Raw genomic sequence first — 26,925 nt, 5'->3', positions numbered from 1 at the left:
ATATTGTCTTGACTATGTGCTTTTATAAGAATCATTCTAAAAATACAAGCGCTATTTTAGAACGGAGCATATCAATTTTTCCTAAAAAACCAAGGCAGATACTAAACCTCAACGTTTTTGAGCACAGCCCATTTAGACTTTTTTCCTACAAAATTACAACGTGATATTCAGCGTTTATTGATGGGTTTTGATCAACAATAGCCTTCAGAATGGCTTCTTTTTGTGAGAATAAAATGAAAAAAATGCTCCTCGCTGCAATGGTCAGCAGTGCCGTGTTACTGTCTGCATGTAGCACCCTCCCAAGCAAACCGCGTACCTTTAACCAATTGGGTCAATTCTCAAGCTATCCATTGAATGCGCAAAGTTTTCGGATTAGTTTTAAAACCGATCGCGATATCAATTATGGCATGGCAGAAGAAATTACCTTAGTCAAAGCCGCGCAAACCACCGTAAAAAATGGCTTCCGTTACTTTAAAGTGGTGAATGATCCAAGCAATCGCACCCAGCATCCGCCACGCCAAACTGTGGTTTATTCTGCGCCACCACCAATGTTTTATCCTTATGGGCCGTATCGTGCTTCGCCTTTTGCTTACGATCCGTTTTATCGTATGCCACAAGTTGTCACGCTCGAACCAACCGAAGTGTCCTATACCATTGAATGTTTTAAAGATCAGAAAAAACGTCCAGAGGATGCCTTTGATGCAACGCTGATTTTAAAATCTCTCGGTGCCAAATATGGCTTAACGCCATTTGGTGATATTCTAGAGCCTCAAACCTCGACCACACCACAAACTAGGACGGCGCAATGAGTTTAACTACTCAATCGAATTCCCCTAATTTACAACGTAGTAAACGTTTTGCCAGCATTGCACTGATCATTGCTATTGTGACATGGTTAATGCTGATTGTAAGCACCAAGTTTTTTCCACAGCACACGCAGCTCATTCATATTTTAATGTTGGGCGCAGAAGCAGGTGTGGTTGGCGGAATGGCCGATTGGTATGCCATTACCGTGCTGTTTCGCAATCCTTTTGGTCAATTGCCGATTCCACGATTTTTACGCGATCACACCGAAATTATTCCGCGCAACAAAGCACGCATTGCCGAGTCGATGGGGCGCTTTGTGCAAGAAAATTTTTTATCGCCCCATATTGTACAAAAAACCTTGGCACACACCGACCTGAGTATGAGTTTGGGGCAATGGTTGGCATCGCCACAAAATAGCCAACAAGTCACCTTATTAATGCAGCAAAGCCTACCCAAAGTGTTTGACTTTGTTGGCCAAGAACAAATTGCCGGTTTTATTCAAACCAACAGCGTGCAATGGATTCGTAACACGCAAATTAATACGCTTGCCAGTGAAATGCTGCATGCCATTTTAGATAACGATTTCCATCAGGATTTATTACAACACGGCTTAGATGTGGCGCACGACTGGGTTATTTCCCATCCCGAACAAATGCGTGAAATGACCGAAAAAATTTTTAAAGAATTGGGTGTGGGGAAACTTGCCAAAGGTTTTCATTGGATTGGGATTGATATTCAACAACGCAGCATCGACAACTTATTAAATAAAGTAGAAGCCATACTTGCCGATCCCGAACATCCGTGGCGGCAACACATTGAACAGTATGCACAGCATTTAATGCATGCCTTGGCCGATGCCAACAGCAGTGCCAGCATTCGCTTAAATGCCACCAAAAATGCGCTGCTTGAAAGTCCGCAAATGCTGAATTTTATTAGTGGTGCAGTGGTCATTTTATGCCAAGCCATTAAGCAAGATTTAGAAAAAACCCATTCTGGGATTGCCCAAAATTTACGTGCCGCGATTGAATTATTGGGTGAGAACCTGATTCAAAATAATGATGTGCGCCAATTGCTCAATCAACGCTTAAGTAGTGCGGCGATTCAGTTAAGCGACCAATATAGCGATAAAGTGATTCGTTTTATTAGTGAACGAATTCACGAATGGGATTCAACCGAAATGATCGCGAAAATTGAAAATGAAGTCGGTGGCGATTTGCACATGATTCGGGTTAATGGCGTGGTGGTAGGTGCGTGTATCGGCTTAATTTTAGGCTTGATTCGTGCCAGTATTGAAGTTTGGCTGTAAGCGAAACTATTCGCGCCCTCTATAATTGGATATTTTGCATTCATGCTTTAGATATGTTATTCCTCTGAAAGAAGAGGAATAACAATATGCCAAGTTTAAAAACACCATTAATTCAATCAAGTACTTTAAGCCAGCGCAATAATTGTGAGATTTGGTTAAAGATGGAATCTGCCCAACCTGCGGGTTCATTTAAACACCGCAGCATCGGTGAAGCATGCAAACAATACGCCAAGCAAGGCGCAAAGCGCTTCATCAGTTCATCTGGTGGTAATGCAGGCATTGCCGTGGCCTACATGGGACAAGAACTCAATTTACCTGTGACTGTTATAGTACCCAAGACCACATCAAAACGTGCTATTGAGCTGATGCAAAATCAGCAGGCTGAAGTGATTGTTCATGGTGAAACATGGGCTGAATCCGATCAATTAGCCCAATCGCGTATCGATTCAGAAAACATATATATCCCCCCCTTCGACCATCCTTATTTATGGAACGGCGTTGCCCAAATCATCGATGAAGTGATTGCCGATGGCTTAACCCCAAGCGCAGTAGTACTGTCGGTCGGTGGCGGCAGTTTACTCTCTGGCATTAGTCAGGGACTGATAAAACACCAACTCAATATTCCAATTTATGCCATTGAAACAGAAGGAACGGCTTCTTTAAACACCGCCATGAAGACAGGGCAACATATTACGCTTGAACAGGTCACAGGTATTGCAACAACCTTAGCGGCTAAACAAGTATGTGCAAATGCTTTTGCCGTTTCGCAGCAACGTAAAGTCATTGGCTTAACCGTTTCTGATCACACAGCGGTTGCAGCCTGTATACAGTTTCTAGATGATCACCGCACTTTAGTTGAACCAGCTTGTGGGGCAACGTTATCGGTTTTATATGATCAGAAAATTCGCTTTGCGCAAACTGATAAAATTTTGGTGATTGTATGTAGTGGTGCGACCACAAGCGTGGAGCAACTGCATGGCTATGCGCAAACGCTGTAACCTCAGTCAAAACCGCCCGATAAAAATAATGCTCAAGGAATCGTAATGCTCAATTTCCCGTCTAAATTACCGCAACAAGGCGTGACCATTTTTAGCCAAATGTCGGCATTAGCACAGCGCCTTGGCGCACTGAACTTATCGCAAGGATTTCCCGACTTTGCCTCGCCCAGTGCATTAACCGAGCAGCTCAGCCTCGCCACCCAAGTTGGGTTTAATCAATATGCAGCAGGCGATGGATGGCTACCTTTACGCGAGCAAGTGGCACAAATTTTTCAGCAACGCGATGCAATATCACTCGATCCAATCACAGAAATTACCATTACTCCGGGGGCAACCATTGGGCTGTATGCCAGTATTCAAGCACTGATTCGCAGCGGCGATGAAGTCATTATTTTTGACCCCAGTTATGACAGCTATGCCCCAACTGTACAATTGGCCGGTGGCAAATCGGTTCACATTGCTTTAACTGCACCGAATTTTCAGGTCGACTGGCAACTCGTTGCCGACCGTATTAACCACCGTACCCGCATGATTATTGTGAATACACCACATAATCCCACCGGTCAGGTGTGGGCAAAACAAGATTGGCTGAATTTAATTGCCCTGATTCAAGATAAAAACATTGTGGTGCTGTCTGATGAAGTCTATGAGCATTTGGTCTTTGATCATCAACAACATTATTCAGCGCTATCTTTTCCAGAATTACGCGAACGCAGCATTGTGGTGGGATCCTTTGGTAAAACGTTTCATGTCACTGGTTGGAAAACCGGTTATTGCGCTGCGGCTCCGGCACTCATGCATTTATTTCGTCAGGTGTATCAATTCGCCAATTTTTGCGCCGTTACCCCATGCCAAGTGGCGCTAGCCAACTATATGCAACAGCATCCTGAACATATCCAACAACTTGCTGATTTTTATCAGCACAAACGTGATCAATTTAATGCAGGCTTAGCACATTCCGCCTTTGGTTTTGTTCCTACTCAAGGGAGCTATTTTCAAACGGTCGATTATTCATCCATCCGCCCTGAATTCAGCGACATTCAAATGTGTCAATTCCTTGCCGAAGAACATAAAATTGTGGCGATTCCATTGTCGGTTTTTTATCAACAAGCTCCCAAAGATTTGCGCATGCTGCGCTTTTGTTTTGCCAAAACCGAACAAACGCTGGAACAAGCCGGTGATATTTTGTCGAACATTCGTGCTTAATTTACACCAACACAACTGTGGGTTTTTTAAGCAGCCTGCACAATAACGCTCTTACCCAAAGAATAGGTCATCTATGAAGCAACGCTTGGTTTTTTCTGAACAAAACCTATGGAAAACCTTTCTCGCTTTTTTATTGCCATTGGTGGCCACCAATATTTTACAAAACCTTTCGGGCACAATTAATACTATTTTTGTCGGGCAGATGTTAGGTGTCGATGCCATCGCTGCTGTTTCGGTATTTTTCCCCATCTTATTTTGTTTAATGGCGTTTGTGATTGGTCTTTCGGCCGGCACCACCATTTTAGTCGGTCAAGCTTGGGGCGCGCAAAATTTGGAACGTGTCCAACAAGTGGTGGGTACAACCTTATTTTTAACCTTTTTTGGGGGTTTATTGATTGCCGCATTCGGCATCTTTTTTGCCCCAAATATACTTTTATTGTTGGGTGTAGATCCGCATATTTTGCATCTGGCTGTGCCTTATGTAAGAAGCATGCTGGCCGGTAGTCCGCTTATTTTCGTATATATTATTTATACCTCGGTGTTGCGCGGCGTGGGTGACAGTATCACGCCATTAATTGCCCTTGCTATGACCAGCGTACTCGGCTTAATGATCACACCTGCGTTTATTCAAGGTTACTGGGGCTTGCCTAAAATAGGCATTATTGCACCGGCTTTGGCCTCAATTATTGGCAATATTGCGGTACTGCTTTTTTTAACGGTGTATTTAAATCTACGGAAACATCCACTGCGTCCGAATCGGCAATTTATTTCCCATTTACGGTTTAAGCCAGAACTGGGCAAAATTATTTTAAAACTTGGTGTGCCAACGGGCATTCAAATGGTGACCACTTCACTGGCCGGTTTGGTGGTGGTCAGTTTGGTGAATCAGTACGGCGCGCATGCAACCGCAGCCTATGGTGCGGTCAATCAGGTTCTCAACTATATTCAATTTCCAGCACTTTCTATTGCAATTGCTGCATCTATTTTTGCCGCGCAAGCCATTGGCGCAGGCAAAGCACACTTGCTAACGAAAGTTATGCATACCGCAATGCGTATGAATTTAATGATTACCGGCAGTTTAATTGTGTTGGCTTATTTATTTTCATGGCATTTAATGGCGCTATTTATCACCGCGCCTGAAGTGGTGGCTTTAGGGCAAAATTTGCTCTTTATTGTGCTTTGGGCAATTTTGTTTTTTGGCGCAAATGCTATTTTTGCCTCGATTATGCGCGCAAGTGGCACCGTCACCGCCCCCATGCTGATTAATATTGGTTCTATTTTGCTAATCGAACTGCCGTGTGCTTACTTATTTAGTCATTTGTGGGGACTGATTGGAATTTGGATTGCTTACGCACTGGCCTTTGTCTGCTTATGCCTATTACAAGGTGGCTATTACCATTTTGTTTGGAAAAAACGGGCAATTCATCGCTTAGTTTAAGGCCAAAATTTTAGCGTTGTCATACAGTAGTCATCTTGCCATCCGCATTTTGTCACAAATATGTTTTAAAATAATCATTCAGCTTCGCAACTGAAATGATACTGTCATAATTAAGCTTTGTAATACTTGCTATCACATCTGCATACAATCAATAGGATAAAACGTTGTGAAAGAGGATTATATTTTAATTGTTGACGATGAATTACCCATTCGTGAAATGATTCATACGTCGCTTGATATGGCAGGTTTCCAATGCCTTCAAGCTGAAGACGCCAAACAAGCGCATCAAATGATTGTTGATCAACGTCCTGCCCTTATTCTACTTGACTGGATGTTACCCGGTGGAACCAGTGGTGTAGAATTATGTCGCCGCCTAAAACGCGATGAAAGTTTATCTGAAATTCCGGTGATTATGCTCACCGCGCGCGGCGAAGAAGACCATAAAGTCCAAGGACTGGACGCCGGTGCAGATGATTACATGACCAAACCGTTTTCGACCCGTGAATTGGTGTCTCGGATTAAAGCGGTGTTGCGCCGCTCGAATGCCTTAAGCGGTGAAAAAACCATTGATGCCAATGGCTTATTGCTTGACCCAGTGAGTCAGCGGGTTAGCTTTGCAAATACCATTTTAGAAATGGGGCCAACCGAATATCGCTTATTGGCCTTCTTTATGACCCACCCTGAGCGAGCCTATACGCGCGCGCAATTACTCGACCAAGTCTGGGGTGGAAATGTCTATATTGAAGATCGTACCATTGATGTGCACATTCGCCGCTTACGTAAAGTGCTCGAACCATTTGGGGTCGACCGCTTTGTACAAACGGTGCGTGGAACGGGTTACCGTTTTTCAACCCGCGCAGAAGTCTGCTAGGATGCCTGTTTGAGATGTATGAACCCTATCCAACGCCTGAATTAAGCCTTGAGCATAAAAGCCATCGTTATAGCAGTTTATGGCATTATGCCAAACAAGACTTAAGACAATTACTGTTCTTTCTCGTCATTGCAGGACTGATTGGGTTTGGATTAGGTTATTTGTGGTTATGTATTGCACTGGGTTGTGTGTTTTTTCTGATTTTACAATTACGTGCTTTATATCGAGTTAATGATTGGATAGCCAATCGTCCCTACGATGTCCCCCCCAATTTAGACGGCATTTGGGGCGCATTACTGTTTAATATTTATCGTTCACAGCGCCAAGAACGTGTCGTTCAAGCCGAAATGGTCGGATTAATTGACCGCGCGCAATCGTCATTAATTGCATTAGCCGAAGCGGTTGTGCTAACCGATGAATTACAACAGATTGAATGGTGGAATCCTGCGGCAACGCGCCTACTTGGCCTGCAAGAAATTGACCGTGGACGTAATATTTTGGGCATTTTACGCCAGCCGGCCTTTGTTGAATATTTCCATCATTTAGAACAACAACCCGACGGCATTAAACTAAAAATTTCCCTACAAGAAGACCGTTATGTACAAATCAAACTGACCCGTTTTGGCACCGAAAGCCGCTTATTGGTGGCTTACGACATTACTCGCGTACATAACTTAGAACAAATGCGTAAAGACTTTGTCGACAATATTTCGCACGAATTACGCACGCCACTGACGGTTTTAAGTGGTTATTTAGAAATGTTTAGCGACCAAGACGATTTTAATCCACGTTGGAAACGCCCGTTCGAACAAATGCAGGCGCAAACCAAACGCATGAATGCCTTGGTGAATGACCTGTTGTTATTATCGCGACTAGAAAATGACAAAACCATTGCCAAAAATCAAATTGTTGATATGCCAAGCTTAATGAATCAGCTCTTTGACGATGCACAAGCCTATAACTCAGATTATGGTCATATTCTTAATTTAGATATCGATAGCCACTGCGACTTAATTGGTTCAGATATTGAATTGGCCAGTGCCTTTGGCAACTTAATTACCAATGCCATTAAATACACGCCCAAAGACGGCGGTGTGATTACCATTGGATGGCATAACGATCAAGATCATGGCTATTTCACTGTGGAAGATAACGGCATTGGGATTGATCCCAAACATTTACCCCGCCTGACTGAACGTTTTTATCGGGTCGATACCGCGCGTAGCCGACAAACCGGCGGCACAGGTTTAGGGCTTGCCATTGTTAAGCATGTGCTAATGCAGCACGGCGCGCATTTAAAAATTGAATCGCGTCCGAATCAGGGTTCTTGCTTTAAAGCGGTTTTTCCCAAAGAACGACTCTATCAAACTGAACATTAAACGATTCTTTCGTAGACCATGGGTTTTGGGCAGCAAAATAATCCAGCCAAGTTATCGAATGTGCTTGCTTTTTTGCCCTTAAAACCACTATTGTGTGGCCATGAAAAACTTGTCTATTTTGCTTGGCATAGGTGGCTTATGTTTAGTCCTTTTTGCCATCTTTAAAATTCAGCAACCGAGCCAAAATGAAATAGAACGCTATCAGGCGATTTTGTGTTTCATTATTCGTCAGCCCGATGCAACGGATGACCACGCACATCTGATGCAGGACATGGAAAAATATCAGCAAGGCAGTATTTCTGATTATGCGGTGCAACATCCAGATTTTCGCCCGAAACTGGCCGACTCTTGGGTTAAACGCTATTTATCGCTAAATAATCAACAAAAACAACGTGCTAAAGAAAATTATCTGCCTTGTGTAGAGGTGCTCAAACAAACAACAGCAGATTAAATCCGTCTTGCTTTATTCACAGGCAAGCACATTTATTTTGGGCGTCATTCCATACAATCAATGAATGTCTATTTTGTGGTAATTTTTTTAGATCATCTATTTTAAAAACCAATCGCTCGCATTTTTAATTTTGCAAAAGATGTATTATGCTGATTATATAAAAATGAATAGAACATAATCACCTAGGTTGGATGTTCAAAATGATCCATTTAATTCAACAAAGTTTCGCCGTTGCACTGCTGATTGCCTGTGCCAGTTGCAGCCATTTGCCCACAAAAATTGTGGCCAAAGCCATGAATAATCAAGAAACCATAGATAATATCGCCTACTTAAAACAATATACACAAGCGCATTTATCGCAAGCCATTCATGTGGATGAAGATATTGCCTATGGCACGTTGCCAAGCCAAAAATTAGATGTGGTCTATCCTGAAAAAATGACGGGTCATTTACCAGTTGTGTTTTGGGTACATGGTGGTGGTTGGGTTGCTGGCAGCAAGCAAGGCAGTTTGGAATATGTCAAACTGATTGCCGATCGGGGATTTATTGTGGTCAATATTGAGTACACCTTGGTTCCGCATGCGCATTTTCCACAACAAGTCACTGAGATTAATCAAGCCGTTGAATATGTGCTAAAGCAACCATTTAAATGGAACATGGATTCATCTAAAGTGTTTTTTGCAGGCGATTCAGCCGGTGCAAATTTAGTCACCAATTATGTATCGCTGATAACCACCCCCGATTTAGCACAGTCCATTGCTCTGCAAAGCCCATTAAATCCAACACAGCTTAAAGGCATGGTCTTGCACAGTGGTGTTTATGACCTAAATACTTTGTATAATTCAACGCAAGCGGCGTCACAAGGTTTCATCCGTTGGACTGGTCGTGGTGTTATTGCAGATTTAAGCGGTGAAAAGCGTCCGACCGAAACAACCTTAAATAAAATGTCTGCCACACCGTGGGTGAATAAAGCGTTTCCACCTGTATTTTTGACGGCTTCAGCAAACGATTTGCTCACTGAAAAGCAAAGTCTGCCCTTTGTTGAAAAGTTAAAACAAAATGGGGTTCGTGTAGATGCACACATTTACCCAAAAGATTATAAAGAAAATTTAAATCATGACTTTAATTTTAATCTGCGTTTTCAAGCAAGCCAAGATATGCTTGAACAGTCGATTCAATTTTTATTAAATAAATCAAAATGAAGGATTTAATGTGCACTGTTTTTGATGGATTTAAAAAATACTGAATCCATGAATAAGTAAAATTGGGATAGCAAACTGAGCCATTTAAAGTGTCATATTAATGATCAATAAGCGCTACAATTTGGTTTGCAACCTGCCTCGCTTTATCTCTAGACCAACCAATCGCAAAGTGTTTTTCAGAGATTACAGGAATGTCTAAATTTAACGTTTCAATATATTTTTTTTCATCAACACCATGTGTAAGAATCAATTTTGGATTTATATTTTTAAGAATAAAATCAAATACTTCTTTATTTTCATTTTTAGATAATTCAGACTTTCGTGCGGTTGGATATGAATAGATATTGGTTTCCATGACTTGAAACTGCTGCGTTTCTAATTCTAGATGATTGCAGATCCATTCCATGACTCTGCGAGAATGACTTACCTCTGTTTTCTTGCCATTTTGCTTTCTATATTTTTTATAGTCAGATAACCACCTTTCTTTATGAAAGCCATATTCATCATCAAAGTAACTCCAAAAATCACTGGTTTCAGTCGCTGGATTAAATCCAACAATTAGAATATCTGAATCAAGTGGATTCCCTGAACAAACAAACGGGCGTATAGGCTTAACACTCACAAGTACTTTTAAATCTGAATAAAATTGTTTTAAATCATTCATCTATTTCCAACCCAATTAACATCGCTTTGCAACATTCTTAAAATAAAAGCAAACAAAACCCGATCTTTCATCGGCAAATGATCGGGCACGTTCATAATTTTTTATGGGTTTATGGCGAATTCAATTACAGCAATGCACCCATGCGTTCGCCCATATTCACCGTAGATTCTGCTTTAAAAGCATCATCCCATTGCATGGTATTTGGTTCGAATAAAACAATTGCCGTTGAACCTAAATAAAAACGCCCTAGCTCATCGCCTTTATTTAACTCAAGGGCATGCTTTTGCAATTCCAAACGTCCCGTAGGTTTCACCTTGCCTGTAGCAACAGTTTCAATGCCTGCCACAATCATCGCGCCAACCAATACCACCGCCATACGCCCAATTTCGGTGTCAAACAAACACACCATGCGTTCGTTACGGGCAAATAATCCCGGTACATTTTCTGCCGTCACCTGATTGACCGAGAATAATTCCCCCGGCACGTACAATGTTTCAGTCAACCTGCCTGAAAATGGCATATGTACCCGATGATAATCTTTTGGCGATAAATACACCGTTGCAAATTGACCTTGCTGAAATGGCGCGGCCAATTGGGGGTCTGCAATTAATTGATCGACCGAAAAATGCTGACCTTTGGCTTGAAATACTTCGCCATCTACAATTTTTCCAAGCTGCGAAATCATGCCATCGGCAGGGCTGACAATACTTTTTGCATCTGCATCAACCGCCCTTACCCCACTTTGCAAGCTTCGGGTAAAAAACTCATTAAATGATTTATAGGCCAACGCATTTTGTTGCTGTGCTATCGACAAATCAATTTGATATTTGGTTTTAAATGCCTGAATTGCAATATTTTTTACAATCGGATTTTCACTTGCTGCAACTTTACCCACCACCCGACTTAATTGGTGCTGCGGCACAATGCGCTGTGCTTGTAAAAATATTTGTTTTTTAAGTTGATCTGTGAAGTTCAAAATGGATTCTCTCCCGTAACAATCGGACTGTCGGGGTCATTCCCCCACTCACTCCACGCGCCATCATAAGCCCGAATTTGCCAATTCAATAATCGTCCCAGCACATAGGCCAAACCTGAACGATGATGTGACTGGCAATACACCACAACAGGTTGTGTTAAATCAAACCCGATCTGCTGTAATCGCTGCCGTATATGCTCGAAAGTGTGCAATTTTAAATGATTTTGCCGATTTAAGGCAGTACTCCATTCATAATGAAGTGCATGAGGAATATGTCCACCGCGTCTTGCTGCCAAGCGAAGCCCAGTATATTCATCAAAAGTTCGGCAATCCCAAAGCTGCACGATGCCTTGCGCCACTTCTGAACGTAACTGTGCATATTGCACACGAACCGCATCGGCATGGGTCGTATCTACTGGCAATAACGTTGTGGTTGCAACATTATGGCTCGGTTCAGACGAGGTCGGATAGCCCGCGCCAATCCACGCATGAATGCCGCCATTTAACAAACTGGTGCGATAAAACCCAAGACAATGTAAGTTCCAAATCAGACGCCCTGCCCAAGCACCGCCTTCATCATCATAAACCACCACGTGATGTTCTGGGCTCAATTGCAAGGCATTAATCAGTTGCTGTAGTTTTTCTGCATCGGGCAATAAGCCGGTGGTTAATTCATCTTGCTGAACCAATTGTGCCGGCTTTAAATGAATGGCATGTGGAATATGCAGCTGTTCATACACCGAAGTGCGACTTAAATCGACAATTTTTAATTGAGGATTGCCCAAATGCGGCACAAGTTCTTCAGCGTCTATTAATAAACCAAAGTTGAATTCAGATGTTGTCATCGGGTTGAAATCTCAATACAGCCTGTGCTGAGTTTAACATTGTTAAGCTTCACGCTGCCGATGGCGATATCTCATGTACTGAAGATATGCCATCGGCTTAATGTTATATACAGATTTTATGCCAAGCTTAACTGGTTGTAATCACGCTTGGCTCAGGTTCATCAATATCAAAAACCTGACGTAAATATGCCAAGAAGGTATTGTTATCGGTCATGGTTTTACCCGGACTATCTGAAATTTTTGCCACAGATTGACCATTACATTCCACTAATTTAAGCACAATATTCAGCGGTTTTACGCCCATATCGTTGGTTAAATTGGTGCCAATACCAAAGCTGACTTTAAAGCGATCTTTAAAATAACAATGTAAATCCCACGCGCTTTGTAAATCGAGCCCATCACTAAAGGTGAGCATTTTGGTTTTACTGTCTATTTTAAACTTTTGATAATGCGCATAGGCTTTATCGCCCCATTCATACGGGTCACCGCTGTCATGGCGTAGACCATCAAACAGCTTGGCAAAATACAAATCAAAATCGCGCAAGAAGGCATCCATACCCACAACATCGGTTAAGGCAATGCCTAAATCACCCCGATATTCTTGTACCCACGCTTCTAATGCGGCTTTTTGGAAATTGCGCAGTCGCACATCTAATGCTTGAAATGCTTGTAAAAATTCGTGCGCCATGGTTCCAATGGGGGTAATGCCTAGCTCTTTTGCCAGCAAAACATTACTGGTACCACGGAAAATATTCGGTGACGTCCGCTGAAATTCTTCCACAATATGCCGATGCCAAGTGGCACTATAACGACGGCGCGTACCAAAATCTGACACCAAAAATGGATGATCTTCTGGATCTTGCCGTTGTTCTAATTGTTTTAATAAACTTAATTTGGCTTGCAAACGTAGTTCACCTTCAGCAAGTACTGCATCGGAATGAATGCGCTTAAAATACAGTTCATTGACAATGGCCAAAACAAAAATTTCAAACATTAATGCCTGAATCATTGGCCCTTCAATATGAATATCTAAACGTCCTTCGGCATCTAGACTGGCATGAATAAAACGGCGTTTTAATTGAAAAAGCTCTAAATAATCAACAAAGTCGCTTTTAATAAAACGCAATCCGCGTAAATACAGCAATTCATCTTCTTGAAAACGCAAGCGACAAAGATGGTCTAATTGTGCATTTAAATCGTGCAGAATATCGCTTAAGGGATAAACCGTATCATCCAAATTCCGGCAGCGAAACTGATAAACGCTATGCGTTTGAGGAAATTGATGCAACACCACTTGTAGCATGGTGAATTTATATAAGTCCGTATCGAGTAGAGATCGTATTATTGCTTCCATATTTAAATATAGATCTTTCTTAACTCTAGGCATTAAACCATATTTTTCACTAAAAACAGTGGATATTTGCTTAAGCAGAATGAAAAGTCGCAATGCAAAGGGTTATTTATTGCCTCTAATTCAACTTTGTGCAGATGTTATTTCGATTTCTCAAGCGCCCATTTCTATTTTATAGTGTGCTTATTTTTATCACGATGTGTTTTTCATGCGCGCCTTACTACAACGTGTACAACATGCCAAAGTTATTGTCGATGAACAAGTAACTGGTGAAATTAACTCAGGTTTACTGGTATTTATTGGTCTGGCCAAAGAAGACGATTTGAATATAGCGAAAAAGCTGATTGATAAAATTTTAAAGTATCGAATTTTCGATGATGAACACGGCAAAATGGGACATAACCTGATGCAAGCACAAGGCGGCTTGTTATTGGTTTCTCAATTTACCCTCATGGCAAACACTCAAAAAGGTCTGCGTCCAGATTTTGGTCCAGCCATGCCGCCAAGCGACGCAAAAATACTCTATGAACAATTAGTGAGCTATGCAAAGAGTGTCTATTCAACAGTTGAAACTGGTATTTTCGCTGCTGATATGAAAGTTCATTTGGTCAATGATGGCCCAGTCACCTTCCAATTAGAAGTGAATTAATCAAAAAGCCCTCGATCATCGAGGGCTTTTTATCACAACTTGGCGGCATTATTTACCCAATTTGTGACGTACAAATTCACGCACATGCTGCACTTTTTCTTGCACAGGTTTCGGGAATTTTGGTGGCAATAAACGCGCAACTTTGTTGAACCACATCAGCAAAGTGAAGTCACCATCAACCTTAATTGAACCGTCTTGAATACCGGTCATAAAGGCCGTTGGTTCACCTTTTAACAAGGTTTTCACCGCCTGATCGCTATCGATAAATTCTAAGGTAAAATCTGCAGGTTCTGGCGCACCAACTACCGTTTCGACTTGGTTGTTATGTACAAGCAATTGTCTTGCAAAACCGGCCTGTGTCGAAATTTGAATGCGTAATTGACGGTCATGGATCAACTCAATAAATTTTGGGTTGGTCTTTGCCAATTGCTTCATGCGCAATACGACCCCAACCAATAATAGGTCTAGCGGATCAGTACTCACATTTACCAAAGGGAGTTTTACGACAGGAATCGCAGAAAGCTTCATGTGCATTTTGCCTATTGTCATTTTGTGTGGATTAAAGTCATCGTATCATATCTTCATCAAAGCACTACATGGCTTTGTATGATAATTTTTAAGAAAAAAAAGGTGTATTTTTCAATACACCCGAGTTGAGTAAGCGTACATCTAGTTATTATTGTTCGTCATCATACACCGGCGTATGTTCAATCAATTGTCTGTTGGCTAAGGCCTTTTGTGCCATGCGGTCGGCTCTAAGCAAGACCAAAGTAATAACCGCCATTGCACACATTAAAGCCGTTAAATAACTATATGTAATTGGCAGTTGTAATAGATGCTGTACGCTCAAACGCACCAGCTCAATTGTTCCCCAGAAGCCCATTCCTGCAAGCATAAACCCAAGCCAGTGGCGAAAAGGCGAAAAGAAAACAGCAACCAATGCAATCAGAATTAAGCCTAGCCCTACAAAGCTAGCAAAATTTGCTGTGAACATAGAACCTCCTCCTTCACCCGATATGAATAAAATAGCCAAACCTAATTTTTAAGGTTTGGTCGTTACTTCCTTTATTTTGTTGAATCAATTTCAGAACTAACCTTGATTGCATTATGCAATTTTTTTTCTAAAAAAAAAGGCTGGAATTGGCTCTTCACGACACATACTGTCGCAACATTATTTTGTCATTACATTTTTTTTATCTCAAAAATTATGCAATAGATGGAGCCATCATTGTTCGCGTGTCATTACAATCCATCACCATCTTTTTTTGCCTATTTTTAAGTTTTTTTAGTTTATTTTATTTTTGAATTCTTGTAGTTTTTTTCACTATAAATCTTTCATTTTTATTAAAATCTTTAAAAAATAGAATCAAGATGCAGCGACTTACTGCACCTTGGTATAACTTCAATTACCCGACTTGCAGCGCTGCAATGTCTTGATCGTTTAAGCCTAAAATGTAGAGCACACCATCTAAACCAATGCTTGAAATCGCATAATCTGCCGTTTGGCGAACCAAAGGCTTCGCTTTAAATGCCACACCAACGCCCGCTTTGGCCAACATTGGCAAGTCATTGGCGCCATCCCCTACAGCCACAGTTTGCGCCAAAGATAGACCGCGTTGATCTGCCAAATTTTGTAATAATTCTGCTTTTCGTGCAGCATCGACAATTTGCCCCGCAACTTCACCTGTCACTTTGCCATTTTGCACATCTAATACATTGGCATGCACTTCATCAATGCCTAGTTTTTGCTGTAAATATTGTGCAAAATACTGAAAGCCGCCCGAAAAAATAGCGGTGTGATAACCCAAGGCTTTTAGGCTTGAAATTAAACGTTGCGCACCGTCATTAATGGTTAATCGCTCGGCAATTTGAGGTAAAACACTTGCATCTAAACCTTTTAACAAGGCAACGCGTGCACGAAAACTTTGTTGAAAATCAAGCTCGCCCTGCATAGCGCGTTCGGTTATTTCTGCCACCTGTGCACCAACGCCCGCTTCTTTGGCCAATTCATCTATGACTTCTTGACCAATTAAGGTGGAGTCCATATCGAAACAAATTAAACCGCGTGATCTGCCATACAACGCTTTATTTTGTACGGTAATATCAATCTTTAAACGATCGGCCAAAGTTAAAAAATCATGTCGTAATTGAGGTAAGTCGGTTATTTCACCACAAACATCAAATGCCACGCACGCACGTTTTTTTTCAACTAAGGCGGTAGATAACGGCGTTGTGCTGACAATATTTAAGCCATGTTCGCTAATGGCTTGTGTTAGCGCGTGTAGATGCGATGTCGTCAGTTCAGGTGCAAATGCGCTGACAATGTAACGCGATTCATCCTGCGGATTTAAATCTTGCTCATATTCTACGTTGCAGATTGGTTTCAAACGCACAGTTAAATCAATTTCTTGTGCTAAAATAAGTAGTTCTTTCATTGCCAACGCGGCTTTGGCAGCATCGGAAGATGCGGTGACCAAACTCAAAGAAAGTTGCTGATGCATCACAGCTTGGCGAATATCTAAGATTTGCAATGAGTGACCAGATAAGACTTGCACCAATCGATTGAGTACGTTCGGTTGATCAGGTCCTAAAAATGATATAAGGGTGATTTCTCGCATGGATTGACTCGAGCCTGAGCTACAATTATTGTTGGAATCATAATCGAAATTGAATTGAATTGCCTTGGAAGTTTACCTTGAATGCACCTAGACAAGGGCTATTTGCTAGCCTCCTCATTGTAAGTTTTGCATTACAAACGATTTTGTTGGTGGTTGCAACAACGCATCAACTCAAAGAAAACCGTGCGAATCAGGGACAATTGGTCACCTCTCAACTGGTTACAGAAAGTTTGCATGAAATGGATCCACCGAACCGTGTCTCTTTGGCGCTGTTGGTTGACCGCTATAAAACCAATCCAAGCATTGCTTCAATTCGTATTTTAGATGTGAACAGTCAGGTCTTGGCAACCGATGGTCTATACAAGACACGCTCGGGCGAAGTCTTTACCCGCGATGCACTACAAAACGAGAAAAAGATTGGCAGTGTCGAAGTTACGCTTATTCAGCCAAGTATTGGTGAAATTTTGCGTAGCGAATGGCTCGCGATTTTCGTTTCATTATTTTTACATGTGCTGTTGTGGCTGGCTTATCGTGCGATTGCCCGACCAAGTCGTAGCGAATATTTAGCGCGTATTAACAATGAAACTCGCTTAAAACATGAAATTCAAACACTGACCCAAGCCCTTGAGCAAGAAAAAAACCAAACGGCAATGGCAATCGCGCAGTTGCAACAACAACCGAAAAAGCCTACACCGCAACCACGTAAGCTCAAAGACGAACAAGATTTAGCAACCGATTTAATCGCACTGAATATTCAGTTCTATGACCCAAAACAACTTTTAGATGGTGTCAGTTCAACGGTTTCTATTCCCTATTTTAATTTGTGCCAACTGTTTTTGAAAAAAAGTACCGAACTTTGTGCGCAGCATTATCATCTGAGTGCCAGTAATTTCAATATTGAACAAACTTTTGACCATACTGGCGCCAGTTTAAGTATCAGTAGCAATTATCCTAAAGCCACAGAATGTTTATTGATGATTGCAACAACTTTCCAATTGTTGTCGGAGGTGTTGTATAAACGCTACCGCGAAGACAAACGCTTTGTTTTACAAACTCGTTCGGCAATCTCAAGTATGGTTGAAGGCATGCAACTTGATGCCATACAAGCAGCCACCCGTTTAACCCAACAATTGGCAGCCAAAGAAAGTGCGCTGTACTTAAACAATGACTTGTTAAAGCAAGCCAGTGAATGTTATCAGCTCATTGCTTTTCCAAATCCAACCAATTTACTGACCCGACATGCCTTTATCATTAACGGCATGAACGCTGAATGTGCTGAAGTTGCACAAAATCTACGCACCGAAATCTTAAAAAGCAAAAAGTAAGCGTTATATTTTCAGCTTAAATAGTATTGCGTAACTGTTAAAAACCCTGTGCACAAGCGCAGGGTTTTTTATTATCGAAACAGCCCAAATGGCTTTTGATTGCCCACCTAGCAGCAACTGGGGATTGATTTTATGCGCATTGCTGTTATTAATCAGCCGAGGCACGCAAATTACAACGCTCGGTTACAGAGATAAACATAGGCAAAAGCAATCAAAAATTGCTAATATAAGCGCAATAAAATGACATGTTCGGCATGCATAGAAATTAAATTAAGGTGAAAAAGGATGGCGCTCAATACGGTTGAAGAACTGATCGAAGATATCCGCGCAGGTAAAATGGTCATCTTAATGGATGATGAAGATCGTGAAAATGAAGGTGATTTAGTCATGGCCGCGGCACATGTCCGCGCTGAAGACATTAATTTTATGATCACTCATGCTCGTGGTTTAGTCTGTTTAACGCTAAGTAAAGAGCGCTGTTATCAGCTTAATCTACCACTGATGGTCGATCAAAACGGCGCGCAACACGGCACCAATTTCACATTGTCCATTGAAGCTGCCGATGGAATTACCACCGGAATCTCTGCAAGCGAACGTGCGCATACCATTCGTACTGCAGTTGCAGCCGCGGCAAAACCGACCGATATTGTTCAACCGGGTCATATCTTCCCACTCATGGCGCAGCCGGGCGGCGTTTTACACCGTGCGGGTCACACCGAAGCTGGTTCAGATTTAGCCCGTTTAGCCGGTTTAGAGCCTGCATCGGTGATTTGTGAAATCATTAAAGAAGATGGCACCATGGCGCGCCGTCCAGATTTAGAAATATTTGCCGAGAAACATGGCTTAAAAATTGGTACAATTGCCGATCTCATCCATTATCGGATGACCAACGAACAAACCGTTGAACGATTAAGCACCGAAACCATTGATACCGAATATGGAGAATTCCAGCTCTATCGTTATCAAGAACAAGGCAGCCCAGATCTTCATTTGGCATTTGTGAAAGGTGAACCCAAAAACGGCGTGGCGACAGTTCGTGTGCATGGATTTAATCCCACTCGCGATTTGTTGAAATTGAGAAAACCTTCTGGCGAATTGGCGTGGAGTTTTGATCGTGCCTTACAAACCATTGCAAACAGCGAACACGGTGTTTTGGTTTGGATTGGTCAGAAAAAATTACCCGATTTAGGTTCTGCTTTAGAGGCGCTCAGTCACCCTAAAATGGGTAAATCGAATGCGGCACTTTCACACCAGTATCAAACTATTGGTGTTGGCGCACAGATTTTACGTGATTTAGGCGTGGAAAAAATGAACTTGCTCAGTTCACCTTTACGTTTTAATGCCCTTTCAGGTTTTAATTTAGAAGTAGTGGAATATATTTCTGCTGAAAATGCTCTTGGAAAATAATCGAGGTTGCTATGGCAATTCGCCGTATTGAAGGTTTATTACATCTGGCAAGTGAAGGTCGTTACGCGATTTTAGTTGCACGTTTCAACAGTTTTGTCGTTGAGCATCTTTTGGAAGGAGCGATTGATACGCTCAAACGCCATGGTGTTGCAGAAGACAACATCACGGTAATTCATGCTCCGGGTGCTTGGGAATTGCCAGTTGTTGCAAAAAAATTAGCAAATTCAGCACAATTCGATGCCATTATTGCCTTAGGGGCAGTCATCCGTGGTAGTACACCACATTTTGACTTTGTGGCAGGCGAATGTGCCAAAGGATTAGGAGTTGTTGGTTTAGATGCAAGTCTCCCTGTGATTAATGGTGTTCTCACAACAGATAGCATCGAACAGGCAATTGAACGCTCAGGCACCAAAGCGGGCAATAAAGGTAGCGAAGCTGCTTTAACAGCCATTGAAATGGTGAACTTGCTAAAGGCTATTTAATTCATGTCTCAAACATTACAAGCAGTATATGCAGCAAAACGTAAAGCACGTCGTTTTGCTGTTCAAGGTATTTATGAATGGCAGATGAGCCAAAACTCGGTGCATGAAATTGAAGCGCGCACGCGTGCTGAAAATGCCATGCATAAAGTCGATTTAGGCTACTACCACGAACTTCTTACCCAAGTGATTGCAGATCACGAAGCACTCGATACGTTACTTATTCCTGTGCTCGATCGCGAAGTGAGCGCTTTAGACGGCGTTGAACTGGCAACCTTACGTTTAGGTGCTTACGAGTTACGCAACCATGTCGAAATTCCTTATCGTGTGGTGCTGGATGAAGCGATTGAACTGGCTAAACACTTCGGTGGTGCAGACAGTCACAAGTACATTAATGGTGTATTAGACCGTTTGGCACAAACATTACGCCAAGCTGAAAAAGAAGCGTAATTGAGCACCTTGTATGGCCGAATTTTCAATTATTGACCGATATTTCAAAACACAACAGTTAAACTTAAGTGAAACTGAATTGGGAATCGGAGATGATTCGGCTGTGCTCTCCCCCCCTGTGGGGCAGCAATTGGTGATCTGTACCGACACCTTAATTGCCGGTCGGCATTTCCCGCTTTCAACCTCGGCACACGCCATTGGTTGGAAAAGTGTGGCGGTTAATTTATCTGACTTAGCCGCAATGGGGTCCACCCCACACAGTATTTTATTGGCAATTAGCCTCCCCTCTGCCGATGAAGCATGGCTTCACGACTTTGCTCAAGGTCTTTTCGACTGTTGTGCCCCCTATAACGTACAACTGATTGGTGGCGATACCACCCAAAGTCCACATTTAACTATTACTGTCACGGCCTTAGGCTGGGTACCCCACGGTCATGCCATTGGCAGACACGACGCAAAAGTGGGTGACTATATTGTGGTGAGTGGTCAACTGGGTGATGCAGCGTATGCGTTAAAGCATTTAGGCCATCCACTACAACACCGTTTAGATTATCCAACCCCACGTTGTGCACTCGGACAATCCCTGATTTCATTTGCGTCAAGCATGATTGATGTGTCAGATGGTTTAGTTCAAGATTTAGGGCATATTCTTAATGCTTCCAAAGTAGGTGCTTGCATTCACTTAGAACAACTTCCGATAGATGCGGCATTATCCAACTTGGCTTTAGCCGAACAATGGCAATATGCGTTGGCTGGCGGCGATGACTACGAACTGTGTTTCACCATTTCACCACAAAAATATACCGAATTTTTATTACAAAATCCAACGACATCCCTTAGCATCATTGGAGAAATCCAAGCATCTCAAGGCTTAGAATTTTGCTATCAAGGGCAACAACAAGATTTAGCTTTACAGGGATACCAACACTTTGCATAAACCTGAAATTCGCTTTCACAAAATGTCTTGGGCGCAGCGTTTAGTTGTGTTTTGTGGCGTGGGTTTTGGTTCAGGACTTGCCCCGAAAGCACCAGGCACCTTTGGTTCAGCATTTGCATTACTGTTTATTCCACTGTGGTTAGCCTTTGGCTTTAGCGGTTCAGTGGTTGTAATCATTGCCATGTCTTTGGTCGGTATTTGGATTTGTGAAAAGACGGCAGACATCATTGATGTTCACGATGATGGACGCATTGTTTGGGATGAATTTGCTGGTCAATCAATTACTTTACTTCCTTTAATCTATTTTAATCTAATTGAGTTAAAATGGATTGTAATTGGCTTTGCACTGTTCCGTTTATTCGATATTTGGAAACCGTGGCCAATTCGCATTGCAGACCAAAAAGTCGCAGGCGGCTTCGGTATTATGCTTGATGACATAATTGCAGGCCTTTGGGCTGCATTATGTATTCTTATTTATCTATTGCTTTCTGGTGTTTAACGCCATTTAAGTAGGTTACTATGTCAACTACTGTAATTATTCTGGCTGCGGGTAAAGGTACTCGCATGCGCTCGCAATTGCCAAAAGTGCTTCAACCGCTTGCAGGACAACCCTTGCTTGGGCATGTCATCCATACCGCAAAAAAATTACAAGCAAAAAATATTATTACCATTTTTGGTCACGGCGGAAACCTTGTACAACAAGCGTTTCAAAGCGAAAATATTGAATGGGTTGAACAAGCCGAACAGCTGGGTACTGGTCATGCAGTACAAATGACGTTGCCTGTTTTAGCCAAAGATGGCATGTCGTTAATTTTATATGGCGATGTCCCTTTGGTTCGCCAGCAAACATTAGAACAATTGCTAGATGTTTCACGTGAAACAGGCATCGGCATGATTACTTTAACCGTAGATAATCCAAGTGGTTATGGGCGTATTGTGCGTGAACATGGCAAAATTCAAGCCATTGTTGAGCATAAAGATGCCAGCGATGCACAACGTCAAATTCAAGAAATTAACACCGGTATTTACTGTGTCAGCAATGCCAAGTTGCATGAATGGCTGCCGCGTTTATCTAATAATAATGCACAAGGCGAATACTACTTAACCGACATCGTAGCGATGGCTGTTGCCGATGGTCTTGAAATTGCATCAATTCAACCTGAACTTGCCTTTGAAGTGGAAGGCGTGAATGACCGCATCCAATTGGCAGCGCTTGAACGTGATTTCCAAGCACAACAAGCCTTAGAACTCATGCGTCAAGGTGTTACTTTTAGTGATCCAAAACGTTTTGATTTACGAGGTTCGCTGAAAGTTGGACAAGATGTGCGTATCGACATTAACGTGATTATCGAAGGTGACTGCGAGCTAGGTGACAATGTCGAGCTGGGTGCAGGTTGTATCCTTAAAAACAGCAAAATTGCGGCGGGTACCAAAGTTCAACCGTATAGTATTTTTGATGATGCCATTGTCGGTGAAAACACGCAAATTGGTCCATTTGCACGTTTGCGCCCAGGGGCAAAATTGGCGGCTGAGGTGCATATTGGCAACTTTGTTGAAGTTAAAAATTCGAGCATTGGACTCGGTTCAAAAGCCAATCATTTTACCTATTTAGGCGATGCCGAAGTTGGCGCAGGTTCAAATATTGGTGCTGGCACCATCACCTGTAACTACGATGGCGCAAATAAGCATAAAACCATTATTGGTGATGCAGCATTTATTGGTTCCAACTCATCTTTAGTGGCACCGGTCAAAATCGCGAATGGCGCGACCATTGGTGCAGGTTCGGTGATTACTCGCGATGTTGCAGAAAATACATTGGCATTTGAGCGCTCGGTGCAAATTGAGAAATCAAATTATCAACGTCCCCAAAAGGCTAAAAAATAAGAGGAATTTATTATGTGTGGTATTGTTGGTGGCGTTGCCGAACGAAATATCTGTGAAATTTTAATTGAAGGCTTAAAACGCCTTGAATACCGTGGTTATGATTCTGCCGGTTTAGCGGTCGTTCACCAAGGTGAAGTGCTTCGTGAGCGCCGTGTCGGTAAAGTGGTCAATTTAGAAGAAGCAGTTCAATCGCATCAGCTTTTAGGTGGTTTAGGTATTGCGCACACACGCTGGGCAACACACGGTAAACCGACTGAAAATAATGCGCATCCGCATGTTTCAGATAAAGTGGCTGTGGTGCATAACGGTATTATCGAAAACTATGCCGAGCTTAAAGAACATTTACAAAATTTAGGTTATGTATTCACCTCGCAAACCGACACCGAAGTGGTGGCGCATTTGGTTGCTGAGGCATTAAAAACCACAACCACTCTGCTTGGTGCAGTGCAAAGCATTGTGCCTAAACTAAAAGGTGCTTACGCTCTTGGAATTGTACATGCAGACTTTCCAAATGAGTTAATTACTGTTCGTGAAGGTTCACCTTTGGTGATTGGTGTCGGTATTGGCGAGAACTTTATTGGTTCTGACCAATTGGCACTATTGCCCATTACCAATCGTTTTATCTACCTTGAAGAAGGTGATATTGCCCGTTTAACGCGCACCTCGATTGAAATTTTTGCCCATGGCACAACCCCAATTCAGCGCCCAACCAAAGAGCTCGATGCGACCGTAAGCAATTCATCGAAAGGTGAATATAAGCATTTCATGCTTAAAGAAATTTATGAGCAGCCTGAAGCGTTGCAACAAACCATTTCTCAAGCGCTCAATGGCAATGCACTGCGTGAAGATTTCTTGGCTAGTGCCGAAGTCGATTTCAAAAATATCGAACAAATTCAAATTATTGCCTGTGGTACCAGTTATCATGCCGGCATGATTGCCAAATACTGGGCAGAACAACTGATTGATGTACCCTGCCAAGTTGAAATTGCCAGTGAATTCCGCTACCGCGCACCGGTGATTATCAACCGTACTCTATATGTGTGTATCTCTCAATCGGGTGAAACAGCAGATACGCTTGCAGCATTACGCGACACGCAAAAACGTGCGGCTGCAAAAGGCTTAAACATTGCAACCATGACCATTTGTAATGTCGCTACATCATCGATGGTCCGCGAAACGGATCACCATTTATTAACTTTGGCTGGCCCTGAAATTGGTGTTGCATCGACCAAAGCCTTCACCACACAATTGGCGGCCCTGATGTTGCTATTGCTTAAAATTGGTGAAGTGAAGCAGCGTTTATCTGCCGCACAAATTGAAGAAATTACCCGTGAATTGTGGCACTGTCCAAAAGTTGTTTTAGATACTTTGCAGCACAATAACGAAATTTTGCGTCTTTCTGAATTGTTTGTTGAAAAGCAACATTGCTTATTCTTAGGCCGTGGAACGCATTTTCCAATTGCCTTAGAAGGTGCTTTAAAGCTGAAAGAAATTTCTTATATTCACGCTGAAGGTTATGCCGCTGGTGAATTAAAGCACGGCCCTCTTGCACTGGTAGACAATGAAATGCCTGTGGTGATTCTTGCGCCGAAAGATGACATGCTCGATAAATTAAAGTCGAATATGGAAGAAGTGCAAGCGCGTGGCGGTGAATTATTTGTATTTGCGGATGAGCATAGCGGCGTTAAGGAAAAAGAACGCCAACATGTGGTGAACATTCCAAGTATTAATGAATGGCTTGCGCCAATTATTTATAGCGTGCCTGTGCAGTTATTATCTTACCACGTTGCGGTGTTACGTGGCACCGATGTTGACCAGCCTAGAAACTTAGCAAAATCAGTGACGGTCGAATAATATTGATATTAATCAATGGTTTAAATGTAAACAGACAATAAAGATATACCTAGTGAAATCATATAATCAAACCTAATCAAAAAAGATCTGTTCTTAACAAAACAGATCTTTTTTTGTTCAAAATAAAGGTTATATTCTAAGTGAAACCATAATCAAATAATCTAAGGACATTGCAATGGACTTGGTTAGATTGAACGCAAAAGTCTATAGAAGTAGAACAGGTGTCTACACTGAAATTCCAGTACTTTTAACGGAGTATGGGGTCATAGATTCTTTCGTTGAGTTTTTTCTTGATCATAGCCACATACGTAGCAGAAGCTGGATGGAAAAACACATAACAGCCATAAAATTATTTTTAAATTTTTTAGAAGTAAACTTTCAAACTCTCAGCACCCCAAAAGAATTATTCAAAGTTTTTGTTCAACAACTATACACTGGCAGTATTGGTTTAGATGGATTTGATCCATCTAAACTTTATTGGAAACCTAGAAAAATTACGACAGCAAATAGTCTGATTAATTCATTAACAGATTATTTTGATTGGATTTCAGAAAATAAAAATCTTGAAAGTATTAATCCCTCTATACCTAGCAGTAGCTATGAAGAAAAGTTATTTTGGGGTGCATGGCATCATAAGCATAATCGTTCCTTTTTAGCACATACTTGGGATAAAAATGCAGCACAAGCCCTTTCTAAAAGAACTAGATTTTCTCAACAAACTCGCAACCTATCCTCACACCTAGATCCTGTGAAATTCTTTCCTGATAAATATTTCACTCAATTATTATTTGAAGGATTTACAAATTATGGAAATGAACATTCATTATCAGTTTTTGAAAAACTAAATATTAGAGATATTTTAATTACCTTACTGCTCAATGGCGGTGGTTTAAGAACTAGTGAACCATTCCATCTATATTTATCAGATGTAACTTTAGATCCAATTTTATACAGAGAAAAACATATCGAAACTGCTCTTGTAAGAATCTATCACCCCTCAGAAGGAACTGCACCAGAGGATTGGAACAACGTCAGTGGCAAGGTACAAAGACCACATAGAGAAAGTTATCTCAAAGGCAAATTTGGTCTATTGCCACGCAATAAGGTCAGTGATAGAACTTATAGAGCAGGTTGGAAAATTCGTAAACTAGACAGTGAAAAAGAAAAATTTATAACAGTGCAATGGTTTCCCCAAATTTATGGGCAATTGTTTTATAAGCTATGGAAATTATACCTAGTACAAATAAGAGAGATTGAAAAGAATCATCCTTTCGCATTTATCACATTATCAGGTGAAACAATTGGTTTACCTTTATCAATTTCAGCCTACTATCAAAATCACGCTAATGCAGTTAAAAAAATTGGACTAACTTCAGCTAAAAATAATGGAACTAGCCCACATGGTCATAGACATGCATATGGTCAAAGACTCAAAGATGCCAATATAGATCCAATTATTAGAAGAAATGCCTTGCACCATGCAAGCCTAGAATCTCAACTCGTTTATTGTGAACCACAAGTTGAACAGGTATCAAGAATTTTAAATTCGATCGAAGAAAATATTGCTTCAAGTAAAGCATCAGATCCGAATATTAAAGTGTTTTTAGAAAACTGCTTTAATGATGTAGACCGGTAATGCTCCCGCAAATTAAGCGAGTTTAAAAGTAGAAAATCGATTAACCTTTGTCCAAGGAGATTTTCTATGAAAACATCAAAATATTCAGACAGTTTAATCATGAGTATTTTAAAACAAGCTGAATCTGGCACGCCTGTACCGAATCTTTGTCGTGAACACGGTATGAGTACGGCAACGTTCTACAAATGGAAG

Annotated in this window: 27 protein-coding genes; 20 read left to right on the top strand and 7 right to left on the bottom strand. The window is 41.6% G+C overall.

The features are described 5' to 3' along the window. Positions 1–233 precede the first annotated feature (233 nt). From I2F62_RS11435 to I2F62_RS11395, 9 genes are all read left to right on the top strand, one after another. The gene (locus tag I2F62_RS11435; protein ID WP_324627134.1) at positions 234–809 is read left to right on the top strand and encodes a CC0125/CC1285 family lipoprotein; all 576 of its coding nucleotides are present in this window, start codon (positions 234–236) and stop codon (positions 807–809) included. Next, the gene (locus I2F62_RS11430) at positions 806–2,113 is read left to right on the top strand and encodes a DUF445 domain-containing protein (protein ID WP_324627133.1); all 1,308 of its coding nucleotides are present in this window, start codon (positions 806–808) and stop codon (positions 2,111–2,113) included. Before I2F62_RS11435 ends, I2F62_RS11430 begins: the two co-directional genes overlap by 4 nt. Before the next feature lie 86 nt (positions 2,114–2,199). After that, on the top strand, positions 2,200–3,111 hold the full coding sequence (locus I2F62_RS11425; protein ID WP_324627132.1) for a pyridoxal-phosphate dependent enzyme: 912 nt from the start codon (positions 2,200–2,202) through the stop codon (positions 3,109–3,111). A gap of 45 nt (positions 3,112–3,156) precedes the next feature. Further along, positions 3,157–4,317, top strand: coding sequence for a methionine aminotransferase (locus I2F62_RS11420; protein WP_324627131.1), 1,161 nt, complete (start codon positions 3,157–3,159; stop codon positions 4,315–4,317). Positions 4,318–4,390: 73 nt separating this feature from the next. Further along, entirely contained in the window at positions 4,391–5,755 is a 1,365-nt protein-coding gene (locus tag I2F62_RS11415) for an MATE family efflux transporter (RefSeq protein ID WP_324627130.1), read from the top strand. A 166-nt stretch (positions 5,756–5,921) separates the two neighbouring features. Further along, the gene (gene phoB, locus I2F62_RS11410) at positions 5,922–6,626 is read left to right on the top strand and encodes a phosphate regulon transcriptional regulator PhoB (RefSeq protein ID WP_324627129.1); all 705 of its coding nucleotides are present in this window, start codon (positions 5,922–5,924) and stop codon (positions 6,624–6,626) included. A 14-nt stretch (positions 6,627–6,640) separates the two neighbouring features. After that, a complete protein-coding gene (gene phoR, locus I2F62_RS11405; protein WP_324627128.1) occupies positions 6,641–8,005 on the top strand; it encodes a phosphate regulon sensor histidine kinase PhoR in 1,365 nt (454 codons plus the stop codon). Between the two features lie 100 nt (positions 8,006–8,105). Further along, positions 8,106–8,456, top strand: coding sequence for a hypothetical protein (locus tag I2F62_RS11400; RefSeq protein WP_324627127.1), 351 nt, complete (start codon positions 8,106–8,108; stop codon positions 8,454–8,456). A 200-nt stretch (positions 8,457–8,656) separates the two neighbouring features. After that, positions 8,657–9,658, top strand: coding sequence for an alpha/beta hydrolase (locus tag I2F62_RS11395; RefSeq protein ID WP_324627126.1), 1,002 nt, complete (start codon positions 8,657–8,659; stop codon positions 9,656–9,658). Between the two features lie 97 nt (positions 9,659–9,755). Here I2F62_RS11395 and I2F62_RS11390 read toward each other — a convergent pair whose 3' ends face one another. The 4 genes from I2F62_RS11390 to pncB all read right to left on the bottom strand — a co-directional run bounded on the left by I2F62_RS11390 (position 9,756) and on the right by pncB (position 13,497). Beyond that, complete coding sequence (locus tag I2F62_RS11390) at positions 9,756–10,322, bottom strand: hypothetical protein (protein ID WP_324627125.1); 567 nt, start codon at positions 10,320–10,322, stop codon at positions 9,756–9,758. Between the two features lie 124 nt (positions 10,323–10,446). Beyond that, positions 10,447–11,298: an archaetidylserine decarboxylase gene (gene asd / locus I2F62_RS11385; RefSeq protein ID WP_324627124.1), complete on the bottom strand. Its 852-nt coding sequence runs from the start codon at positions 11,296–11,298 to the stop codon at positions 10,447–10,449. After that, positions 11,295–12,143 (bottom strand): sulfurtransferase, encoded by an 849-nt coding sequence (locus tag I2F62_RS11380; protein WP_324627123.1) that lies wholly within the window; start codon positions 12,141–12,143, stop codon positions 11,295–11,297. The genes asd and I2F62_RS11380 overlap by 4 nt, the downstream gene beginning before the upstream one ends. A 127-nt stretch (positions 12,144–12,270) precedes the next feature. After that, entirely contained in the window at positions 12,271–13,497 is a 1,227-nt protein-coding gene (gene pncB, locus I2F62_RS11375) for a nicotinate phosphoribosyltransferase (RefSeq protein ID WP_324627122.1), read from the bottom strand. 205 nt (positions 13,498–13,702) lie between these two features. Between pncB and dtd the strand changes: the two genes are divergently transcribed. Next, positions 13,703–14,143 carry a D-aminoacyl-tRNA deacylase gene (dtd, locus tag I2F62_RS11370; RefSeq protein ID WP_324627121.1) on the top strand — a complete coding sequence of 147 codons (441 nt, stop codon included), beginning with the start codon at positions 13,703–13,705 and terminating at the stop codon, positions 14,141–14,143. 48 nt (positions 14,144–14,191) lie between these two features. On the opposite strand, the gene I2F62_RS11365 is transcribed toward dtd, so the two are convergent. From I2F62_RS11365 to serB, 3 genes are all read right to left on the bottom strand, one after another. After that, positions 14,192–14,671: an SCP-2 sterol transfer family protein gene (locus tag I2F62_RS11365; protein WP_324627120.1), complete on the bottom strand. Its 480-nt coding sequence runs from the start codon at positions 14,669–14,671 to the stop codon at positions 14,192–14,194. 148 nt (positions 14,672–14,819) lie between these two features. Continuing rightward, positions 14,820–15,137: an AciT family ciprofloxacin tolerance protein gene (gene aciT / locus I2F62_RS11360; protein ID WP_324627119.1), complete on the bottom strand. Its 318-nt coding sequence runs from the start codon at positions 15,135–15,137 to the stop codon at positions 14,820–14,822. 412 nt (positions 15,138–15,549) lie between these two features. After that, a complete protein-coding gene (gene serB, locus I2F62_RS11355) occupies positions 15,550–16,761 on the bottom strand; it encodes a phosphoserine phosphatase SerB (protein ID WP_324627118.1) in 1,212 nt (403 codons plus the stop codon). Positions 16,762–16,838: 77 nt separating this feature from the next. Here serB and I2F62_RS11350 point away from each other — a divergent pair, with 77 nt between their 5' ends. The 10 genes from I2F62_RS11350 to I2F62_RS11305 form a co-directional block, all read left to right on the top strand. Then, positions 16,839–18,086, top strand: a complete 1,248-nt coding sequence (locus tag I2F62_RS11350) for a hypothetical protein (RefSeq protein ID WP_324627117.1) — start codon at positions 16,839–16,841, stop codon at positions 18,084–18,086. A gap of 285 nt (positions 18,087–18,371) precedes the next feature. Next, positions 18,372–19,493: a bifunctional 3,4-dihydroxy-2-butanone-4-phosphate synthase/GTP cyclohydrolase II gene (gene ribBA / locus I2F62_RS11345; protein WP_324627116.1), complete on the top strand. Its 1,122-nt coding sequence runs from the start codon at positions 18,372–18,374 to the stop codon at positions 19,491–19,493. A gap of 11 nt (positions 19,494–19,504) precedes the next feature. Then, positions 19,505–19,975 carry a 6,7-dimethyl-8-ribityllumazine synthase gene (gene ribE / locus I2F62_RS11340; protein WP_324627115.1) on the top strand — a complete coding sequence of 157 codons (471 nt, stop codon included), beginning with the start codon at positions 19,505–19,507 and terminating at the stop codon, positions 19,973–19,975. A 3-nt stretch (positions 19,976–19,978) separates the two neighbouring features. Then, a complete protein-coding gene (gene nusB, locus I2F62_RS11335; RefSeq protein ID WP_324627114.1) occupies positions 19,979–20,422 on the top strand; it encodes a transcription antitermination factor NusB in 444 nt (147 codons plus the stop codon). A 13-nt stretch (positions 20,423–20,435) separates the two neighbouring features. After that, positions 20,436–21,359, top strand: coding sequence for a thiamine-phosphate kinase (thiL, locus tag I2F62_RS11330; protein ID WP_324627113.1), 924 nt, complete (start codon positions 20,436–20,438; stop codon positions 21,357–21,359). A gap of 22 nt (positions 21,360–21,381) precedes the next feature. Next, on the top strand, positions 21,382–21,858 hold the full coding sequence (locus I2F62_RS11325; protein WP_324627141.1) for a phosphatidylglycerophosphatase A: 477 nt from the start codon (positions 21,382–21,384) through the stop codon (positions 21,856–21,858). A 20-nt stretch (positions 21,859–21,878) separates the two neighbouring features. Then, the gene (gene glmU / locus I2F62_RS11320; protein WP_324627112.1) at positions 21,879–23,243 is read left to right on the top strand and encodes a bifunctional UDP-N-acetylglucosamine diphosphorylase/glucosamine-1-phosphate N-acetyltransferase GlmU; all 1,365 of its coding nucleotides are present in this window, start codon (positions 21,879–21,881) and stop codon (positions 23,241–23,243) included. Between the two features lie 12 nt (positions 23,244–23,255). After that, positions 23,256–25,097 (top strand): glutamine--fructose-6-phosphate transaminase (isomerizing), encoded by a 1,842-nt coding sequence (gene glmS / locus I2F62_RS11315; protein WP_324627111.1) that lies wholly within the window; start codon positions 23,256–23,258, stop codon positions 25,095–25,097. A 175-nt stretch (positions 25,098–25,272) separates the two neighbouring features. Next, a complete protein-coding gene (gene gmtY, locus I2F62_RS11310) occupies positions 25,273–26,733 on the top strand; it encodes a gamma-mobile-trio recombinase GmtY (RefSeq protein ID WP_324627110.1) in 1,461 nt (486 codons plus the stop codon). A gap of 66 nt (positions 26,734–26,799) precedes the next feature. Continuing rightward, positions 26,800–26,925, top strand: a 126-nt coding sequence (locus tag I2F62_RS11305) for a transposase (protein WP_324625581.1), incomplete at its 3' end; no start/stop codon positions are given.

The sequence above is a fragment of the Acinetobacter sp. MD2(2019) genome (assembly GCF_035615615.1).
Classification (GTDB): domain Bacteria; phylum Pseudomonadota; class Gammaproteobacteria; order Pseudomonadales; family Moraxellaceae; genus Acinetobacter.
Note: the sequence above shows the minus strand (reverse complement) of the source record. Positions and strands in the feature narration are given on the sequence as shown.

What these genes read in the sequence shown, in the direction of transcription:
- I2F62_RS11435 (WP_324627134.1), top strand. Translation starts at nt 234, where the DNA reads ATGAAAAAAATGCTCCTCGCTGCAATGGTCAGCAGTGCCGTGTTACTG.
- I2F62_RS11430 (WP_324627133.1), top strand. Translation starts at nt 806, where the DNA reads ATGAGTTTAACTACTCAATCGAATTCCCCTAATTTACAACGTAGTAAA.
- I2F62_RS11425 (WP_324627132.1), top strand. Translation starts at nt 2,200, where the DNA reads ATGCCAAGTTTAAAAACACCATTAATTCAATCAAGTACTTTAAGCCAG.
- I2F62_RS11420 (WP_324627131.1), top strand. Translation starts at nt 3,157, where the DNA reads ATGCTCAATTTCCCGTCTAAATTACCGCAACAAGGCGTGACCATTTTT.
- I2F62_RS11415 (WP_324627130.1), top strand. Translation starts at nt 4,391, where the DNA reads ATGAAGCAACGCTTGGTTTTTTCTGAACAAAACCTATGGAAAACCTTT.
- phoR (WP_324627128.1), top strand. Translation starts at nt 6,641, where the DNA reads ATGTATGAACCCTATCCAACGCCTGAATTAAGCCTTGAGCATAAAAGC.
- I2F62_RS11400 (WP_324627127.1), top strand. Translation starts at nt 8,106, where the DNA reads ATGAAAAACTTGTCTATTTTGCTTGGCATAGGTGGCTTATGTTTAGTC.
- I2F62_RS11395 (WP_324627126.1), top strand. Translation starts at nt 8,657, where the DNA reads ATGATCCATTTAATTCAACAAAGTTTCGCCGTTGCACTGCTGATTGCC.
- I2F62_RS11390 (WP_324627125.1), bottom strand. Translation starts at nt 10,322, where the DNA reads ATGAATGATTTAAAACAATTTTATTCAGATTTAAAAGTACTTGTGAGT.
- I2F62_RS11380 (WP_324627123.1), bottom strand. Translation starts at nt 12,143, where the DNA reads ATGACAACATCTGAATTCAACTTTGGTTTATTAATAGACGCTGAAGAA.
- pncB (WP_324627122.1), bottom strand. Translation starts at nt 13,497, where the DNA reads ATGGAAGCAATAATACGATCTCTACTCGATACGGACTTATATAAATTC.
- dtd (WP_324627121.1), top strand. Translation starts at nt 13,703, where the DNA reads ATGCGCGCCTTACTACAACGTGTACAACATGCCAAAGTTATTGTCGAT.
- I2F62_RS11365 (WP_324627120.1), bottom strand. Translation starts at nt 14,671, where the DNA reads ATGAAGCTTTCTGCGATTCCTGTCGTAAAACTCCCTTTGGTAAATGTG.
- aciT (WP_324627119.1), bottom strand. Translation starts at nt 15,137, where the DNA reads ATGTTCACAGCAAATTTTGCTAGCTTTGTAGGGCTAGGCTTAATTCTG.
- serB (WP_324627118.1), bottom strand. Translation starts at nt 16,761, where the DNA reads ATGCGAGAAATCACCCTTATATCATTTTTAGGACCTGATCAACCGAAC.
- ribBA (WP_324627116.1), top strand. Translation starts at nt 18,372, where the DNA reads ATGGCGCTCAATACGGTTGAAGAACTGATCGAAGATATCCGCGCAGGT.
- ribE (WP_324627115.1), top strand. Translation starts at nt 19,505, where the DNA reads ATGGCAATTCGCCGTATTGAAGGTTTATTACATCTGGCAAGTGAAGGT.
- nusB (WP_324627114.1), top strand. Translation starts at nt 19,979, where the DNA reads ATGTCTCAAACATTACAAGCAGTATATGCAGCAAAACGTAAAGCACGT.
- thiL (WP_324627113.1), top strand. Translation starts at nt 20,436, where the DNA reads ATGGCCGAATTTTCAATTATTGACCGATATTTCAAAACACAACAGTTA.
- I2F62_RS11325 (WP_324627141.1), top strand. Translation starts at nt 21,382, where the DNA reads ATGTCTTGGGCGCAGCGTTTAGTTGTGTTTTGTGGCGTGGGTTTTGGT.
- glmU (WP_324627112.1), top strand. Translation starts at nt 21,879, where the DNA reads ATGTCAACTACTGTAATTATTCTGGCTGCGGGTAAAGGTACTCGCATG.
- glmS (WP_324627111.1), top strand. Translation starts at nt 23,256, where the DNA reads ATGTGTGGTATTGTTGGTGGCGTTGCCGAACGAAATATCTGTGAAATT.
- gmtY (WP_324627110.1), top strand. Translation starts at nt 25,273, where the DNA reads ATGGACTTGGTTAGATTGAACGCAAAAGTCTATAGAAGTAGAACAGGT.